At 72.1% G+C, this 16,031-nt stretch carries 16 protein-coding genes and 1 pseudogene; 7 read left to right on the forward strand and 10 right to left on the reverse strand.

Features of this window, described 5'->3' with window-relative positions:
- Positions 1 to 6 precede the first annotated feature (6 nt).
- Complete coding sequence (locus AC5P09_RS19400; protein ID WP_493875080.1) at positions 7 to 864, reverse strand: SigB/SigF/SigG family RNA polymerase sigma factor; 858 nt, start codon at positions 862 to 864, stop codon at positions 7 to 9.
- 178 nt (positions 865 to 1,042) lie between these two features.
- Complete coding sequence (locus AC5P09_RS19405) at positions 1,043 to 1,489, reverse strand: ATP-binding protein (protein ID WP_493875081.1); 447 nt, start codon at positions 1,487 to 1,489, stop codon at positions 1,043 to 1,045.
- Positions 1,490 to 1,746: 257 nt separating this feature from the next.
- Between AC5P09_RS19405 and AC5P09_RS19410 the strand changes: the two genes are divergently transcribed.
- The 3 genes from AC5P09_RS19410 (at position 1,747) to AC5P09_RS19420 (ending at position 4,262) form a co-directional block, all read left to right on the forward strand.
- Positions 1,747 to 1,968, forward strand: a complete 222-nt coding sequence (locus AC5P09_RS19410) for a hypothetical protein (protein ID WP_329344372.1) — start codon at positions 1,747 to 1,749, stop codon at positions 1,966 to 1,968.
- Positions 1,969 to 2,018: 50 nt separating this feature from the next.
- Positions 2,019 to 3,497 (forward strand): aminotransferase class I/II-fold pyridoxal phosphate-dependent enzyme, encoded by a 1,479-nt coding sequence (locus AC5P09_RS19415; RefSeq protein WP_493875082.1) that lies wholly within the window; start codon positions 2,019 to 2,021, stop codon positions 3,495 to 3,497.
- Positions 3,498 to 3,806: 309 nt separating this feature from the next.
- Positions 3,807 to 4,262 carry a Crp/Fnr family transcriptional regulator gene (locus tag AC5P09_RS19420; protein ID WP_329344368.1) on the forward strand — a complete coding sequence of 152 codons (456 nt, stop codon included), beginning with the start codon at positions 3,807 to 3,809 and terminating at the stop codon, positions 4,260 to 4,262.
- A 225-nt stretch (positions 4,263 to 4,487) separates the two neighbouring features.
- Here the strand turns inward: AC5P09_RS19420 and AC5P09_RS19425 are convergent.
- Together AC5P09_RS19425 and AC5P09_RS19430 are read right to left on the reverse strand one after the other, a co-directional pair.
- Positions 4,488 to 5,809: pseudogene (locus AC5P09_RS19425) on the reverse strand (MFS transporter).
- 87 nt (positions 5,810 to 5,896) lie between these two features.
- A complete protein-coding gene (locus AC5P09_RS19430) occupies positions 5,897 to 6,511 on the reverse strand; it encodes a LysE/ArgO family amino acid transporter (RefSeq protein WP_493875083.1) in 615 nt (204 codons plus the stop codon).
- 69 nt (positions 6,512 to 6,580) lie between these two features.
- Between AC5P09_RS19430 and AC5P09_RS19435 the strand changes: the two genes are divergently transcribed.
- Positions 6,581 to 7,480 carry a LysR family transcriptional regulator ArgP gene (locus AC5P09_RS19435; protein ID WP_493875192.1) on the forward strand — a complete coding sequence of 300 codons (900 nt, stop codon included), beginning with the start codon at positions 6,581 to 6,583 and terminating at the stop codon, positions 7,478 to 7,480.
- Between the two features lie 10 nt (positions 7,481 to 7,490).
- Here AC5P09_RS19435 and AC5P09_RS19440 read toward each other — a convergent pair whose 3' ends face one another.
- Positions 7,491 to 8,195 carry a TetR/AcrR family transcriptional regulator gene (locus tag AC5P09_RS19440; protein ID WP_493875084.1) on the reverse strand — a complete coding sequence of 235 codons (705 nt, stop codon included), beginning with the start codon at positions 8,193 to 8,195 and terminating at the stop codon, positions 7,491 to 7,493.
- 109 nt (positions 8,196 to 8,304) lie between these two features.
- Between AC5P09_RS19440 and AC5P09_RS19445 the strand changes: the two genes are divergently transcribed.
- Both AC5P09_RS19445 and AC5P09_RS19450 read left to right on the forward strand, forming a co-directional pair.
- The gene (locus tag AC5P09_RS19445) at positions 8,305 to 9,528 is read left to right on the forward strand and encodes a saccharopine dehydrogenase family protein (protein ID WP_493875085.1); all 1,224 of its coding nucleotides are present in this window, start codon (positions 8,305 to 8,307) and stop codon (positions 9,526 to 9,528) included.
- Between the two features lie 128 nt (positions 9,529 to 9,656).
- On the forward strand, positions 9,657 to 9,908 hold the full coding sequence (locus tag AC5P09_RS19450; protein ID WP_493875086.1) for a WhiB family transcriptional regulator: 252 nt from the start codon (positions 9,657 to 9,659) through the stop codon (positions 9,906 to 9,908).
- Positions 9,909 to 9,965: 57 nt separating this feature from the next.
- Here the strand turns inward: AC5P09_RS19450 and AC5P09_RS19455 are convergent, their stop codons facing one another.
- The 4 genes from AC5P09_RS19455 to AC5P09_RS19470 all read right to left on the reverse strand — a co-directional run bounded on the left by AC5P09_RS19455 (position 9,966) and on the right by AC5P09_RS19470 (position 13,836).
- Complete coding sequence (locus AC5P09_RS19455; RefSeq protein ID WP_493875087.1) at positions 9,966 to 10,415, reverse strand: DUF6098 family protein; 450 nt, start codon at positions 10,413 to 10,415, stop codon at positions 9,966 to 9,968.
- 72 nt (positions 10,416 to 10,487) lie between these two features.
- Entirely contained in the window at positions 10,488 to 12,356 is a 1,869-nt protein-coding gene (locus AC5P09_RS19460; protein WP_493875088.1) for a sensor histidine kinase, read from the reverse strand.
- Positions 12,353 to 13,051: a response regulator gene (locus AC5P09_RS19465; RefSeq protein WP_493875089.1), complete on the reverse strand. Its 699-nt coding sequence runs from the start codon at positions 13,049 to 13,051 to the stop codon at positions 12,353 to 12,355. The genes AC5P09_RS19460 and AC5P09_RS19465 overlap by 4 nt, the downstream gene beginning before the upstream one ends.
- Before the next feature lie 38 nt (positions 13,052 to 13,089).
- On the reverse strand, positions 13,090 to 13,836 hold the full coding sequence (locus AC5P09_RS19470; RefSeq protein ID WP_493875193.1) for a hypothetical protein: 747 nt from the start codon (positions 13,834 to 13,836) through the stop codon (positions 13,090 to 13,092).
- Between the two features lie 143 nt (positions 13,837 to 13,979).
- Between AC5P09_RS19470 and AC5P09_RS19475 the strand changes: the two genes are divergently transcribed.
- Positions 13,980 to 14,330 (forward strand): DUF488 domain-containing protein, encoded by a 351-nt coding sequence (locus tag AC5P09_RS19475; RefSeq protein ID WP_493875090.1) that lies wholly within the window; start codon positions 13,980 to 13,982, stop codon positions 14,328 to 14,330.
- An 18-nt stretch (positions 14,331 to 14,348) separates the two neighbouring features.
- Here AC5P09_RS19475 and AC5P09_RS19480 read toward each other — a convergent pair whose 3' ends face one another.
- Positions 14,349 to 16,022 (reverse strand): FAD-binding dehydrogenase, encoded by a 1,674-nt coding sequence (locus AC5P09_RS19480; RefSeq protein ID WP_493875194.1) that lies wholly within the window; start codon positions 16,020 to 16,022, stop codon positions 14,349 to 14,351.
- Between the last annotated feature and the right edge of the window lie 9 nt (positions 16,023 to 16,031).

A 16,031-nucleotide genomic window follows, 5' to 3' on the forward strand; every position in this document is an offset into this window, starting at 1 on the left:
TCTCGCTCACAGTGCCCGGCCGCCGGGGCCGCACCGGTTCGCCCGCTGCCCCAGCACCTCGTCGCGCACCCGGGCGCAGCTGCGGCTGATCAGCCGGGAGACATGCATCTGGGAGATGCCGAGCCGGTCGGCGATGCGGCTTTGGGTCATGTCCTCGAAGAAGCGCATGTAGAGGATGGCCCGCTCACGCTCGGGCAGTCGGCGCAGCCCCTCCTTGGCCGACTCGCGGTCGATGACGACCTCGTAGGAGGCGTCGGACGAGCCGAGTGTGTCGGCGAGGCTGTAGCCGTCGTCGCCGGCGGAGAGCTCGGCGTCCAGCGACAGGGTGCTGAAGCTTTCGAGCGCCTCCATGCCCGCGGCGACCTCCTCCTCGGTCAGACCGGTGTGGGCCGCGATGTCGGCGGCCGACGGCTCGGAGGAACCGGGGCTCTGGGTCAGCTCGCGTCGGGCCACCCGCACCTTGTTGCGCAGTTCCTGCACCCTGCGGGGCACCCTCAGCGCCCACATCCGGTCCCGGAAGTGGCGCTTGACCTCGCCGGTGATGGTCGGCACGGCATAGCTCTCGAAGGCGCCCCGCTCCGGCTCGAACCGGTCGATCGCCTTCACCAGGCCGAGCGCCGCCACCTGCCGGAGGTCCTCGACGGACTCCCCGCGGTCGCGGAACCGGCCGGCGATCCGGTGGGCCATGGGCAGCCAGGCGGTGACGAGTTCGTCGCGGAGGGCGTCACGCTCGGGGCCGTCGTCCAGGGCGGCCAGTCGGGTGAACAGGGCGGTCGTGTCGGGGGCGTCGTCGTGCCGGCGCCGGGTCGGAGCGGTCTGCCGAGCGGATGCACCGGGACGGCTGGTCGACATATCGATGAGCATGCGGAATCGCTCCTGAACGTCGTTTCAGGTGGTTACCGCGGGAGGGAAAGGCGCTGCCCGGATGACCTGGAAGGGCCCCGGGGCAGCCATACCGCTCCCGCTGGCGCGCCTCCGGTCCGAAGCACGATTCTGCGTCTGCCCTGCCCCCCTGGGTGCAAACTCCGGTTCCGAAAAGTCTTCAGGACAGGGGCACCACGGCGGTGATGCACTTCCCGCCCGCGGGCAGGTCGGTGACCCGGACGTCGCGGGACAGCCGGCAGACGATCGGCCAGCCGTGGCCGCCGACGCGCCGTCGGCCGTACCGGTCCACCGGCGGGTCGACCACCGGCAGTTCGTCGCTGCGGTCACTCACCGACACGCGGACGCCGGGTCCCACGATGTCCACGTGGAAGTCGGTGATGCCGCCGCCGTGCAGGATCGCGTTGGTGGTGAGTTCCGAGGCGACGAGCAGGGCGTCGGAGAGGGCATTCGCGTCGCACGGGGTGTGGTCGGCACGGCAGCGTTCGGCCACGGCCCGTTCGACCGCCCGGCGCGCGTCGGCCGGTTTGCACAGCCTTGGCTGCCCGCGCCGGTCCGCGGCGAACGACGGCTGGAGGGCGTATTCGGTCCTGTGCTCCTCGCACATCCCTGTAGCTCCCTGATTTGCTGAAGAAGAGAACCGCGCCCGGTGCCGACCGCGGCGATCGCGGCCGGGCGCGGACACCTCACAGGCCCCCGCGGACAGACGGCCGGACTGCCCCGGCTGCGAGCGGCTCCAGTGTCACGCTGCGTGAGCTTCCGCAGGTCTCTCCTCTTCGGCTGACCCCTCCCCGGCGTGCCAAACCTCTCGTGCCGGGCGGGAACCCGTGCCATCCCTGCGCCTGAAGCGGGTACGCGGATGCCATGACCGATGTGGTGGACTCAGACGAACTGCTGCGACGTATCCAACGCGCCCGGGCCTGTGCGGCCGAGGAGGAACGGACCTGGCGTACCCGCAGCGACGACCTTCGCCGGGCGGACCCGGACGGGGCTCGTGACGCGGGCGTACGAACGCTGGCGTTCGAGGCCGTGGTCACGGTGCTGGACGAGATCCTGACGCCGGGCAAGCACAGCGCGCAGGAGTGACGGGCACAGTCGGCGGATTGGCGGGCGCCCGGTCCGGGAACCCGTCGTCCATGGCTGCCGATCACACCCGCGCACCGGTTCTGGAAGCCCTGGCCGACTATCACCGCCAGGGCCGGATGTCGTTCGCGCCGCCGGGTCACAAGCAGGCCCGGGGTGCCGATCCCGCGGTGCGGGAGGTGCTCGGTGACGCGGTGTTCTTCGGTGACGTACTGGCGTCGGGCGGGCTGGACGACCGGCTCACCCGGGGCCGGGTGCTGGAGCGGGCCCAGGAGTTGATGGCCGACGCCGTGCATGCCGACCACACCTTCTTCACCACGTGCGGGAGCTCGCTGTCCGTCAAGGCGGCGATGCTGGCTGTCGCGGGCCCGCACGAGAAGCTGCTGATCGGGCGCGACGCCCACAAGTCCGTGGTGTCGGGGCTCATCCTTTCCGGCATCGAGCCGGTCTGGATCGAACCCCGGTGGGACGCCGAGCGGCATCTGGCACATCCGCCGTCCACCGCGGACTTCGAGAAGGCCTTCGAGGCGCATCCGGACGCGAAGGGCGCGCTGATCACCAGTCCGACGCCGTACGGAGCCTGCGCGGACCTGAGCGCGGTCGCCGAGGTCTGTCACCGCCGCTCGGTCCCGCTGATCGTGGACGAGGCGTGGGGCGCGCATCTGCCCTTCCATCCGGTTCTGCCGTCCTGGGCCATGGACGCGGGCGCCGACATCTGCGTGACCAGCATCCACAAGATGGGCAGCGGTCTGGAACAGGGTTCGGTCTTCCATCTGCAGGGGGACCTGGTCCCGGCGGACCTGTTGCAGATGCGCGCCGACCTGCTGGGCACCACCAGCCCGTCGGTGCTGCTGTACGCGGGGCTCGACGGCTGGCGGCGGCAGATGGCCCTGCACGGCGAGGAACTGCTGGGCGCCGCACTGGATCTCGCCGCCGAGGTGCGGGCCGCCGTCGAGGCGATCGACGGGATGCACGTCAACGACCGCGACGACTACTGCGGCGCGGGGATGGCCGACGACCTGGACCCGCTGCCCGGCATCATCGACGTCGACGCGCTCGGGATCACCGGGTACCAGGCCGCGGACTGGCTGCGGGAGCACCGGAGCATCGACATGCATCTGACGGACCACCGTCGTATCGGCGCGCAGATCACGCACGCCGACGACCGGGAGACGGCCGGCCAACTGCTCGCCGCGCTCAAGGACCTGGCCGAGGCCGCGCCGGAACTGCGCCCGGGCCCCCGGGTGGAGGTGCCCTTGCCGTCCGAACTCCGGATGACCCAGGCATGCCTGCCCCGGGACGCCTTCTTCGGCCCCGCGGAGAAGGTGCCGGTGTCGGAGGCCGCCGGGCGGATCGCGGCGGAGATGATCACGCCGTATCCGCCGGGCATCCCCGCCGTACTGCCGGGTGAGCGGCTGACGGAGCCCGTGCTGCGGTATCTGCTCACCGGTCTGGAGGCGGGCATGAACCTTCCGGACGCCACCGACGCCGAGTTGGAGACGATCAGAGTCGCCACGCGGGTCGCTGAGTGAAGATTCAGTGAAACAGGTCACGTGACCCGGATTCGGTTTCGCACAACCCCCACGCATGGTTTACCGTTCATTCATAGTGGCCACGGAGTCGACCGCAGCGTCCTCCTTGCGCCACCCCTGAACTGCCCTGGCTGGCCTCCCCCGTCCAGCCAGGGCTTTTTCTTGCCCTCGGCACCCCGTCGCGCTCATGGCTCCCAGGCGCCCCGCGATCGATTCTTCCGTCCGCCGAGGTGCCCGGGGCGGCGGCAGCCGCTGAAATGGGCGTAGGGAAAAAAACCGGAATCCATCGCCGGCGAGGAGCCCCGCGTCATGACCAAAGCGATCAAACTGCTCACCGCCCTTCCGTCGCCCCAGCGCCAGCGCCTGATGTCGCTCGCCCGGGAGGTCTCCTTCCCGGAGGACGCCCGGATCTTCGAGGCGGGCGGCACGGCCGACCGCTTCTGGGTCATCCGCTCCGGCGCCGTCTCCCTCACCCAGCAGGTGACCGCCCACCGGCGGGTGACCGTCGCCGGGCTCGGCGCGGGCGACCTGCTCGGCTGGTCCTGGCTGTTCCCGCCGTACCGGTGGGACTTCGGCGCGGAGGCCTTCAGCCCGGTGCGCGCCTACGAGTTCGACGCGGCGGCGGTGCTCGGGCTGTGCGAGGAGGACGCGCAGCTCGGCATGATCCTGGTGCGGTCCGTCGCCGAGATCCTCGCGCACCGGCTGGAGACGACCCGGGGCAAGCTCATGGAGCAGTACACGACGGGCCGGCGGAGCGTGCTGTAGGGCCTGTCCGGCGGATCAGGCCGCGGGAAATCGGCGGCGCCCAATCAACGCAGGTGAGCGGGGTCTGGTGCGTCCAGCTGCAAGGCGGAGGAGGGCGTCGACGCGATGGGGGCCCCCGCGCGAGGTTGTTCGAGCGTGGGGGAGTCGACAACCGACGACAACGCCGCAGATGGGCGTGCCAGACCCCGCGTCTGCGGCATGGTCCGACGGACAGGCCCTGGGACATCAGACCCGGTAGCGACGCAGCGCCGGCACCACGAGGGCCAGGCTCAGCATCACGACCACCACCAGGATCCCGCCGCCCGCCACCGCCGTACGGGCGCCGAAGGCCGAGCCCGCCGAGCCGTGCAGGACGTCGGCCAGGCGGGGTCCGCCCGCGACCACCACCGTGAAGACGCCCTGCATACGGCCGCGCATCTCGTCGGTGGCGGCGGACGCAGGATCGCCCCGCGGAAGACCATCGAGACCATGTCGGCAACCCCGGCCAGGGCGAGGAACACCACGGCGAACCACAGGCTGTCGCTGAGGCCGAAGCCGGTGATGGCGGCCCCCCAGGCGACGACCGCGCCGATGACCATCCAGCCGTGCCGGCGGGCCCGGGAGAACGTGCCGGAGAACAGTCCGCCGATCACCGCGCCGATGGGGATCGCCGCGAAGAGGAGACCGAGGGCGAGTCCCTCGCCGTACGGCGCGTATGTCTGGGAGGCGAGCTGCGGGAACAGGGCGCGGGGCATGCCGAAGACCATCGCGATGATGTCGGCGAGGAAGGACAGCAGCAGCACCTTGTGCAGGGAGATGTAGCGGAAGCCGGCCGCGATCTCCCGCACGCCCGCGCGGCGCGGCCCGGTGCCGGCGAGGGGCGGCAGCGAGGGCAGCCGGTAGACCGCCCACACCGTGACGCACAGGGCGAGGGCGTCGATGAGGTACAGCTCGGGCAGGCCGATGACGGGGATGAGGACGCCGGCGAGCAGCGGGCCGACCACCTGGCCGGTCTGCATGACCGTCGAGCCCAGCGCGTTCGCGGCGGCCAGTTCCCGCTCGGGGACCAGTCGGGCGATGGAGGCGTTGCGAGCGGGGGCGTTCAGGCCCCAGAAGGCCTGCTGCACGGCGAGCAGAAGCATCAGGACGACCACCGATTCCAGCCCGGTGACGGCCTGGAGCCAGAACAGCACCGAGGTCACGGCTATGCCGCTGTTGGTGATCAGGAGCAGCTTGCGGCGGTCCATGCTGTCGGCGATCGCTCCGCCCCACAGGGCGAAAACGATCAGGGGCAGCAGCCCCGCGAGACTGGCGGCGCCGACCCAGGCCGAGGAGCCGGTGATGTCGTAGACCTGCTTGGGCACGGCGACGGCGGTGAGCTGGCTGCCGACGGCGGTGACGATCGTCGAGGACCACAGCCGGCGGTAGGCCGGCCGGCGCAGCGGGCGGGTGTCCATGGCCCAGCGGCGCCGACCGCGCCGGGTCCGCTTCCCCTCGTCCGCGGCCGGCGTCTGTGGTTCGCTGCTGCTCTCGCTGGTGTCCACGGGCTTCCTGGTTGCTCGATACATCTTTCGGACCAGGGATCACTATGGCAGCACCGGCCGAGCGTTCGGGATCCGCATGCTCAGCTTCCGCCGTCAGGCGTTTCGGACCTCTCAGGCTCCGGCGACGAGCATGAGACCCATGGTGATCATGGTCGCGGCGACCAGGCCGTCCAGCACTCGCCAGGCGGCCGGCCGGGCCAGGAACCGGCCGAGCAGCCGGGCCCCGAAGCCGAGCGCGGTGAACCAGCACAGGCTGGCGAATATCGCGCCGAGCCCGAAGGTCCAGCGCTGGGTGCCGCGGTCGGCGGCGACGGAGCCGAGCAGGAACACGGTGTCGAGGTAGACGTGCGGGTTGAGCCAGGTCATCGCCAGACAGGTGAGCACCGCCCGCCGGACCGACCCCTCCGCCTCCCCCTCGGTGTGCAGGGCGCCGCCCGGCCTGAGGACCCGGCGGGCGGCGAGGGCTCCGTAGCCGAGCAGGAAGGCGCCGCCGATCCAGCCGACCGCGGTCAGCGCGCCCGGCCAGGCCACCACCACGGCGCCGACGCCGCCGACGCCCAGGGCGATGAGCAGGGCGTCGGACAGGGCGCAGATCCCGACGACGGCGAGGACCGCGTGGCGGCGGACCCCCTGACGCAGGACGAAGGCGTTCTGGGCGCCGATGGCGACGATGAGCGAGAGGCCGGTGCCGAAGCCGGCGGCCGCGGCGGTGAGGGAGGCGGTCATGACGTCGACGTTAGGGAAACGATGACCCGGAGTACAGCTAATGATTCTTACGTATCATTAGCTGCCGTGATGATGAGCGAACTCCCGCTGGACCAGGTCCGGACGCTGCTCTCGGTGGTAGACGAGGGCACCTTCGACGCGGCGGCCGCCGCCCTGCATGTGACGCCGTCGGCGGTGAGCCAGCGGGTGAAGGCGCTCGAGCAGCGCACGGGGCGGGTGCTGCTGGTGCGCACCAAGCCGGTGCGGCCGACGGAGTCCGGTGAGGTCGTGGTGCGCTTCGCCCGGCAGCTGGCCCGGCTGGAGCGGGACGCGCGGGCCGAGCTCGGCATGCGGGGGGAGGGGGAGCCGACCCGGGTGTCGGTCGCGGTGAACGCGGACTCCCTGTCCACGTGGTTCCTGGGAGCGCTCACCCGCGTCCCGCAGGAGCCGCCGCTCTGCTTCGAGCTGCGCCGCGAGGACGAGACTCGTACGGCGGCGCTGCTGCGGGAGGGCCTGGTGATGGCCGCGGTGACCTCGTCGCCGGATGCCGTGGCGGGCTGTTCCGTGCGGGCCCTGGGGCGGATGCGGTACCTCGCGGCGGCGAGCCCGGCGTTCGCCGAGACGCACCTCGGCGGACCGCTGCGGGAGGCCCTCGCGCAGGCACCCGTGATGACCTTCGACCGGAGCGACGACCTCCAGGACGCCTTCGTCCGGCGGCTGCGGCGCGGCCGGGGCGGGGCGAGTCCCGTACGGCACTCGGTGCCGACCTCGGAGGGGTTCGTGGACGCCGTCACGGCCGGGCTGGGCTGGGGCCTGGTGCCCGAGGTGCAGGCGGACCGGCTGCTGCGCGAGGGCCGCCTGCTCTCCCTGGCGCCGGACCGCCCGGTCGACGTACCGCTGTACTGGCAGCAGTGGAAGCTGGACTCGCCTGCGCTGGCCGCGGTGGCCGATGCCGTCGCGGCGACCGCCGCGGAGGCGCTGCGCGGCTAGGGCCGCGGCACTAGCCGTACGCCTGGAGCTGAGCCTGCGCACTGTCCAGCAGCATCTCCAGCGCCGTCGGGTAGGCGCTGGTGACCATGCGGGTGGCCAGGAGCGGTGCCGCCTCGGCGATGCGGGGGTGGGTGGTGCGGGGCAGGCGGGCGTATGTGGAGCGCCACATGTCCTCGTCGGCGTGGAGCGAGTCGCTCGGCAGGGCGAGCGAGGCGGCGTCGAGGGCGGCGAAGGCCAGGGTCTGGTCGATGAAGGCGTGGTAGATGCGCACGGTGTCCGGCAATGGGAATCCAGCGGTGCGCAGGACGTCCAGGACGGCCTCGTCGGCGGCCAGTTCGTTCGGGCGGCCGGTGACCCGGCTCGTGGTCAGCAGGGCGGCCTGCGGGTGGGAGACGTACGCGGCGTGGATGCGCAGTCCGACGGCGCGCAGGTCCGCCCGCCACTCCCCCGTCGGCCGCCAGCCCCGCAGGGCCTGGCCGATGAGCGCGTCGCCGATGGCGAGGGTCAGGTCGTCCATGCCGCGGAAGTACCGGTAGAGCGTGGACGGGTCGGCGTCCAGGGCGAGGCCGAGACGGCGGGCGGTGAGACCCGCGCTGCCGTGTTCGCGCAGCATGCGCAGCGCGGTCTCGACGATGAGCCGCTCGGACAGCACGGTGCCGCTCTTGGTGGGCCGGCGCCGCCGCCGCTTCTCCTCGGGGACCACTGGTTTCGGCACGACCGTCTCCCTCCGGGCCTTATGCCAACGCCATTGACCTTATGTGAGGAGGCGGCGTTGTATCTGGTCCGGGCCCGCCCGACCGACTGTCGACCGAGGGAGTTCTGTCATGCGTGTACTGCTCGTGGGAGCCGGTGGTGTGGGCACCGCCATCACCCGGATCGCGGCCCGCCGGCCGTTCTTCGACACGATGGTGGTCGCCGACCACGACCCGGCCCGGGCCGAGGCGGCCGTCGCGGCCCTCGGCGACGACGGCGGCGGCCGGTTCCTGGCCGAGCGCGTGGACGCCCGTGACGAGGCGGCCGTGGCGGCGCTGCTGGAGCGGCACGGCTGCGACGTCCTCCTCAACGCCACCGACCCCCGCTTCGTGATGCCGCTGTTCCGGGCGGCATGCTCCGCCGGCGCCACCTACCTGGACATGGCGATGTCGCTGTCCCGGCCGCACGCCGAACGGCCGCACGAGGAGTGCGGGGTGAAGCTCGGCGACGAGCAGTTCGCGCAGGCGGAGGAGTGGGAGAAGGCGGGCGTGCTGGCTCTGGTCGGCATGGGGGTGGAGCCGGGGTTGTCGGACGTCTTCGCCCGGTACGCGGCCGACGAACTCTTCGACGAGATCGAGGAGATCGGCATCCGCGACGGAGCGAACCTGACGGTCGACGGCTACGACTTCGCACCCTCCTTCAGCATCTGGACCACCATCGAGGAATGCCTCAACCCCCCGGTCGTCTATGAGGCCGACCGGGGGTGGTTCACCACGGAACCCTTCAGCGAGCCCGAGGTGTTCGACTTCCCCGAGGGCATCGGGCCGGTGGAGTGCGTGAACGTGGAGCACGAGGAGGTGCTGCTCGTGCCGCGCTGGATCGGCGCGCGCCGCGTCACCTTCAAGTACGGCCTGGGCCGGGAGTTCATCGAGACCCTCAGGACCCTGCACCTGCTGGGCCTGGACCGTACCGACCCGGTGACCGTGCCCAGCGCCGCCGGGCCGGTCGCCGTCTCGCCGCGGGACGTCGTCGCCGCGTGTCTGCCGGACCCGGCGACGCTGGGCGAGCGGATGCACGGCAAGACCTGCGCGGGCACCTGGGTGCGGGGCGTCAAGGACGGGGCACCGCGCGAGGTGTACCTGTACCACGTGGTCGACAACCAGTGGTCCATGGCGGAGTACGGCTGCCAGGCGGTGGTGTGGCAGACCGCCGTCAACCCCGTCGTCGCCCTCGAACTCCTCGCCGACGGCGCCTGGTCCGGTGCGGGCGTCCTCGGCCCCGACGCGTTCCCGGCCCGCCCCTTCCTGGATCTGCTGACCGACTACGGCTCGCCCTGGGGCGTGCGCGAGCAATAACCGCTCCCCGACCGCGTCCTTTCCGTGTCTCACAGGACTCGGTTGTTTCACCCACGCATCGACAGGTGACCCGGAAACGAGTAAGGCATCCCCGAGGGCACACGACTTTCGATCGCAGGTGACATTTCATGGACAACTGGCGAGAACACGCCGCGTGCCGCCACGAGGACCCCGATCTCTTCTTCCCGATCGGCAACACCGGCCCGGCGCTGGTGCAGCAGGAGCAGGCGAAGGCCGTCTGCCGGCGCTGCTCTGTGCAGGAGCAGTGCCTGCGGTGGGCGCTGGACTCCGGGCAGACCCTCGGCGTCTGGGGCGGTACGAGCGAGAACGAACGCCGTGCGCTGAGGAGGCGTGCGGGCTCCCGGCGGAACTCCGGGTGACACGGGACGGGCGAACACGGGACGGGTGAACACGAGACGGGTGAGCACAGGGCCGCGTCAGCGGCCGGGGCGGCGCAGTGGACCCCAGGAGTTGTCCTGGCGGTCCACCGTGTCGCGTGCCTCGTCGATCGTGCGGGCGTCGAGCCGGCACATCGGCCGGACGTCCGCGACCAGCGGCTCGTTGTCGGGCCCTCGGCTCGTCTCCCGGCCCCTGAGGACCCAGGGGTACACCCCGGGGCCCTTCTCGTGCGGCAGATGGGAGTAGTCGTACAGGCGGCGGGCGACCCACACCTCCACGGGCCGGTCGTCCCACCAGTCCTCGACGTCGAGCGGGTTCGCCGACAGCCCCGACATGCGGACGCCCGTCAGGTCGTCGGTGCTGGAGGCGTCGGCTAGATCGGCTTCGGGGCCCCGGGACCAGCGGACGTAGAGACCGTGGTGCCGCTCGACCATGTCGGCGAGATCGGCGAGCGTCCGTACCACTGGCAGGTCGTCCGCTGTGCTCATTGTCCTGACCTCCCTCTTTGCCGTCGCGGTGACGGAGTACCCCGCTCGGCGGGAGCGGAATCGGACCGATCGCTACCGCGCCGGGACCACGGAGGCGGTCGGCTCCCCCGGCGGTTCGTCCTGCCCCGCCGTCCCGGGCAGCCGCAGCGTGAAGACGCTGCCTTTGCCGGGTTCGCTCGTGACCTCGGCGGTTCCGCCGTGCGCGGCCACGAGGTGACGGACGATCGGCAGGCCGAGACCGCTGCCGCCGGTGCGGCGGCTGCGGGACTTCTCCGCGCGCCAGAACCGGTCGAAGACGTGCGCGAGATCGTCTGGCGCCATGCCGCTGCCGGTGTCGGCGACCTCCAGCAGGACCCGGTCGCCGTCGCCGCGCGCGGCCAGTGTGACGGTGCCGCCCGCGGGCGTGTGGCGCAGCGCGTTGGACACCAGGTTGCCCAGCGCCTGCCGCATCCGCACCGGGTCGGCGTTCAGCCACGGCGTGCCGTCGACCGCGGTGCGCAGGCTCACGTCGGCGGCGTCGGCCGCGACGCGGTGGGCCGCGGCCACCTGGTCGAGGAGTTCGTCGCAGCGCACGGGCTCCGGGTGCAGGCGCAGGGTGCCGGCGTCGGCGTCCGCGAGGTCGCGCAGGTCGTCGATGACGCGCTGCAGCACGAGGGCCTCGTCGTGCAGTGAGGCGAGCAGAGCGGGATCGGGGTCGACGACGCCGTCGCGGGTGACCTCCAGCCAGCCGCGGATGTTGGTGAGAGGGCTGCGCAGTTCATGGGCGATGTCGCTGACCATCGCCCTGCGCTGGGCCTCCAGGCGTTCACGGCGCTCGGTCAGTTCGTTGAAGGCCGCGGCGAGGATGCCGGTCTCGTCGCGGGTCGTGACGGGCACCCGGACATGCCGGTCCGGTGGCTGCTGGGCCGCCTCGGTCAGCGCGCGCAAGGGCCGTACGAGCCTTGTCGCGACCACGGCGGTCACGGCGACGGTGACGGCGAGGACGAGCCCGGCGGTGCCGATCACCTTGGTCTTGTTGGCGGGTGACATGTCGAAGCGCACGGCGGGGGTGTCCCCGCCGCCGCCCAGGAACAGTTCGGCGGCGGGGGCGACGTACGGGTCGAGCTGGGCGCGGCGGGCGTCGTCGAGGCATGCCTGGGCCGCGCGCCAGACCTTGTCGTCCCCGGCCTTGGCGAACGCGGGCGCAAGGGTCGGCGTCTTGGCAGGCAAGCCGATGAAGTCGGCCCCGAGCGCCAGCGGCATGCCGGGATCCAGGCCGGCCCGGGTCAGGCAGCCCCGGGCCTGCTTCTGGAGCGCGATCAGCGCCTTCTCCTCCGTGGGCACCGGGGTGTTGAGCTTGCCGTCGGCGCACGGCTCGGGCACGTAGCCGGGGTCGGCGACACCGTCCGCCCGGGTGAGGACCGAGCGGCCGCTCGGCGTGCGGGTGACGGTCGTGTCGAAGCCGTAGCGGGCGAAACACCGCTGCCGTTCCCGGGCCACGGCCTCGAGCTTCCTGCGTTCCGGCCCCGTGAGCCGGTAGGGGCCCACCACGCGCGGGTCGGTGCCGCCCAGTTGGGCGCCGCGTTCGCTGAAGGTGTCGGTGCGCAGGGGGTCGACGGTGGCGGCGGCGCTCCGCGGCAGCGAGGTGCCGGGCGGCGCGGAGTCGGCGATCGGCGTGCGGTCGGCGGTGGTGAGGGCGATACGCCGCCCGGTCTTCGCGGACAGTTCCCGTACGGTCTTCTCCACTCCCGTCCAGTCGGGATGGGCGGCGGCATAGCCGCTGAGCCGGGAGAGGACGTCCATGTCGTCGGCGAGGGCCTGGCCCTGTTCCTCCCGCAGCGCTCGGGTGGTGGTCTCGACGGCCAGCCAGGCGGTGGCCGCCACCGAGCACACGGCGATGAGGCCGGAGGCGATCAGCAGCCGGACCAGCAGGCGCTTGCGCAGCGGTATCCGGCCGCTCATCCGCGGCCGCCGCTGAGCTTGTAGCCGACCCCGAAGACGGTCAGCAGCCGGACCGGACGGCGCGGGTCCGTCTCCGTCTTCCGGCGCAGGTTCATGATGTGGACGTCGACGGCCCGTTCGGTGGAGGAGCGGTCGGTGCCTCGGGTGACTTCGAGCAACTGCCGCCGGGAGAAGACCCGTTCGGGCTCGGTGGCCATGGCGAGGAGGATCTCGAACTCGGCCGGCGTGCACTCCACGGGCACTCCGTCGCAGCGCACCTCGTGCCGTACCGGATCGACGGTGATGCCCCCGGCGCGTACGACGGGGTCCTCCCGCCGGTCGACGACGACGCGCCCGCTGCGCCGCAGCACCGTGCGGATGCGGGCCATCAGCTCGCGCGGGCTGTAGGGCTTGGTCATGTAGTCGTCGGCGCCCAGTTCCAGGCCCAGCAGCAGGTCGTCCTCGGTGGCGCGGGCGGTGAGCATCAGGACGGGCACGTCGTCGTCCCGGCGCAGCACCCGGCACACGCCGAAGCCGTCGATCACCGGCAGCATCAGGTCCAGCACGACGAGGTCCGGCCGGAGCCTGCGGGCCGCATCGAGGGCGGACCGGCCGTCGTGGACCACCGTGGCGGTGTGACCCTCCGCCAGCAGGGAGCGGCGTATGAGTTCGGCCTGCATCTCGTCGTCCTCGGCGACCAGCACATGTGCGCACACGCGGCGGATCCTAAGCGGTCGGGGAGACTTCTGCGGGCTCAGCGGGCCAGGGACTTGGCGTCGCCCATGACGACGACGGGGTGCAGGTCCGGGTCGAGTGCCAGCAGAAGTTCCTTCATGTGCGTGCGGGCGATGCTGACACAGCCCTGTGTGGGGCCGTCATGGTCGACGTGCAGCCAGATGCCGCCGCCGCGGCCCGCGCCGAGCGGACGCGTCCAGTCGAGAGGCGAAGTGCCCGGTTTGCGGTTGTAGTTGATGGCGATCACGTAGTCGAAGGACCCGGCCAGCGGCTCCCCCTCGAATCCGGTGCCGGTCGCGGTGAACCCGCTGCCGCGGTCGTACGGCAGTCGGGTGCCGGGGTCGCTGAGCCGGCCGCCGGCGTCGGTGAGGGTGTAGACCCCGATGGGCGAGCGCAGGTCACCGGCGCGGTGATGGTCGGTCCAGCCCTTGAGCGCGTTGTGCGCGGGCCGGCTCTGGCCGGCGGCCTCCCAGCCTGCTGCGGTGCGCTCGTACAGCGCGACCGTGGACAGCGGGGAATCCTTCCCGCGGCCGCTCACCACGACGGCCTGCCGGGCCCGGGACGGCACCTGGGCGAGGGTCTTCGGCCCCAGACCGGGCAGGTGCCGGGGAGCCGCCTCCAGGGAGATCTCCGGGGAGGGTGGGGGTGCGCTCGTCGTCGGGGCGGACTCGGGCCGGTGGTCCGAGATCGCCGCCGCGCCGCTGCCGCACCCGGTGAGCAGCAGGGACGCGGCGAGCAGCGCGGCGGAAGGTCTGTGTCCGATCATCACGGATCGACTCTGACCGACACTTGTGAGGAACTCGTCAGGTTCGAGGGGCTGTGCCATCCCGTCGCGTTGCGCAGACCGGACATACCGGGTACCCGGCGGTACGCTCCCGGCACCTTGACCCACTCGAGAAAGGCCCGCCCGTGAGTGTGCGCGTGCGCCGCGTGTATGAACCGCCCGAGCCCGAGGACGGCGTACGCGTCCTGGTCGACCGGCTGTGGCCGCGCGGCCTGTCGAAGGACGCGGCGCGTGTCGACGAGTGGCCCAAGGCCCTCACGCCGTCGACCGAACTGCGCCGCTGGTACCACGCGGGCGAGGGGTCTTACGAGGAGTTCGGCGGCCGTTACGAGGCGGAGCTGGCCGCTCCCGAGGCGGCCGAACTCCTTGCTCATGTGAGGGAGTTGGCGGGCAAGGGCACCGTCACGCTGCTGACCGCCGCCAAGTCTCCCGAAGAGAGCCACGCCGCCGTGCTGGCCCGCCTCCTCCAGGGATAAGGAGACGGGCCCTCACGGTCAGGCGGTCTGCCGGGCGGCCGCCCGCCCCGCCGCCCGCCCGGAGAAGAGGCAGCCGCCGAGGAACGTGCCCTCCAGCGCGTTGTAGCCGTGCACGCCGCCGCCTCCGAAGCCGGCCACCTCGCCGGCCGCGTACAGGCCGTCGAGGGGCTTGCCGTCGGTGCCGAGGGCGCGGGAGTCGAGGTCGGTCTGGATGCCGCCGAGGGTCTTGCGGGTGAGGGTGTGCAGCTTGACGCCGATGAGGGGTCCGGCGGCCGGGTCGAGAATGCGGTGCGGGGTGGCGACGCGGCCGAGCCGGTCGCCGATGTAACGGCGGGCGTTGCGGATGCCCTGCACCTGGGCGTCCTTGCTGTAGGAGTTGGCGATCTGCAGGTCGCGGGCCTCGATCTGACGGCGGATCTCGGCCGCGTCCAGCAGCGCCTTGCCGGTCAGTCCGTTCATCTTCTCGACGAGCTGCTCCAGGTTCGGCGCGGTCACGAAGTCCGCGCCCTTGCGCAGGAACGCGTCCACGGGGCCGGGCGCCCCCTTGCCGAGCACCCGCTCCTTGAGGAAGCCGGCCCGGTCCTTGGCGGTGATGTCGGGGTTCTGCTCGGAGCCCGACAGCGCGAACTCCTTCTCGATGATCTTCTGGGTGAGGATGAACCAGGAGTGGTCGTGGCCCGCGATGTCCTCGGTGGTGCGCAGGTACTTGAGGGTGCTGAGGGTGTCGTAGCCCGGCAGGCACGGCTCGGGCAGCCGACGGCCGAGGGCGTCGAACCACATCGATGACGGGCCCGGCAGGATGCGGATGCCGTGGCCGGGCCAGATCGGGTCCCAGTTCTGCAGGCCCTCGGTGTAGTGCCACATACGGTCGCGGTTGACCAGGCGCACCCCGGCCTCGGCGCTGATCTCGAGCATCCGCCCGTCGACGTACGCCGGTACTCCGGTGACCATCTCGGCGGGCGGGGTGCCGAGCCGCTCGGGCCAGTAGCGGCGCACGATGTCGTGGTTGGCGCCGATGCCGCCGGTGGTGACGACGACGGCCCGGGCGGTGAGTTCGAAGTCGCCGACGCGGTCCCGGTTGGAGGCGACACCGCGGGGCGAGCGGTCCTCGGCCAGCACGGTGCCGCGCACTCCGCGCGCGGTGCCCTCCTCGACGACCAGTTCGTCGACCTGGTGGCGGTGGTAGAAGGTGAGCAGCCCGTCGCGCGCCGCCTGCTTGGCGTACTCGACGAACGGCTCCACGACCCCGGTGCCGGTGCCCCACGCGATGTGGAAGCGGGGTACGGAGTTGCCGTGCCCGTGGGCCGTCAGATCGCCGCGCTCGGCCCAGCCGACGGTCGGCAGGAACTTGATGCCGTGCCCCTCCAGCCAGGACCGCTTCTCGCCCGCCGCGAACTCGACGTAGGCGCGCGCCCAGCGCACCGCCCAGGAGTCCTCGTCGTCGACCCGGTCGAACTGGGCGCTGCCCTGCCAGTCGTTCCAGGCGAGGTCGAAGGAGTCCTTGATGCCGAGGCGCCGCTGTTCCGGGGAGTCGACGATGAACAGCCCGCCGAAGGACCAGAACGCCTGTCCGCCGAGGTTGGCGGCGTTCTCCTGGTCGACCAGCGCGACCCTGCGGCCCCGGCTGGTGAGTTCGTGTGCCGCGACCAGGCCCGCGAGTCCGGCTCCGACGACGATGACGTCCGCATCCATGGCGACCGT

Source organism: Streptomyces sp. a15 (genome assembly GCF_059026085.1).

Coding starts and splice junctions, on each gene's coding strand:
- AC5P09_RS19400 (WP_493875080.1), bottom strand. CDS start 864: ATGCTCATCGATATGTCGACCAGCCGTCCCGGTGCATCCGCTCGGCAG.
- AC5P09_RS19405 (WP_493875081.1), bottom strand. CDS start 1,489: ATGTGCGAGGAGCACAGGACCGAATACGCCCTCCAGCCGTCGTTCGCC.
- AC5P09_RS19410 (WP_329344372.1), top strand. CDS start 1,747: ATGACCGATGTGGTGGACTCAGACGAACTGCTGCGACGTATCCAACGC.
- AC5P09_RS19415 (WP_493875082.1), top strand. CDS start 2,019: ATGGCTGCCGATCACACCCGCGCACCGGTTCTGGAAGCCCTGGCCGAC.
- AC5P09_RS19420 (WP_329344368.1), top strand. CDS start 3,807: ATGACCAAAGCGATCAAACTGCTCACCGCCCTTCCGTCGCCCCAGCGC.
- AC5P09_RS19430 (WP_493875083.1), bottom strand. CDS start 6,511: ATGACCGCCTCCCTCACCGCCGCGGCCGCCGGCTTCGGCACCGGCCTC.
- AC5P09_RS19435 (WP_493875192.1), top strand. CDS start 6,581: ATGATGAGCGAACTCCCGCTGGACCAGGTCCGGACGCTGCTCTCGGTG.
- AC5P09_RS19445 (WP_493875085.1), top strand. CDS start 8,305: ATGCGTGTACTGCTCGTGGGAGCCGGTGGTGTGGGCACCGCCATCACC.
- AC5P09_RS19450 (WP_493875086.1), top strand. CDS start 9,657: ATGGACAACTGGCGAGAACACGCCGCGTGCCGCCACGAGGACCCCGAT.
- AC5P09_RS19455 (WP_493875087.1), bottom strand. CDS start 10,415: ATGAGCACAGCGGACGACCTGCCAGTGGTACGGACGCTCGCCGATCTC.
- AC5P09_RS19460 (WP_493875088.1), bottom strand. CDS start 12,356: ATGAGCGGCCGGATACCGCTGCGCAAGCGCCTGCTGGTCCGGCTGCTG.
- AC5P09_RS19470 (WP_493875193.1), bottom strand. CDS start 13,836: ATGATCGGACACAGACCTTCCGCCGCGCTGCTCGCCGCGTCCCTGCTG.
- AC5P09_RS19480 (WP_493875194.1), bottom strand. CDS start 16,022: ATGGATGCGGACGTCATCGTCGTCGGAGCCGGACTCGCGGGCCTGGTC.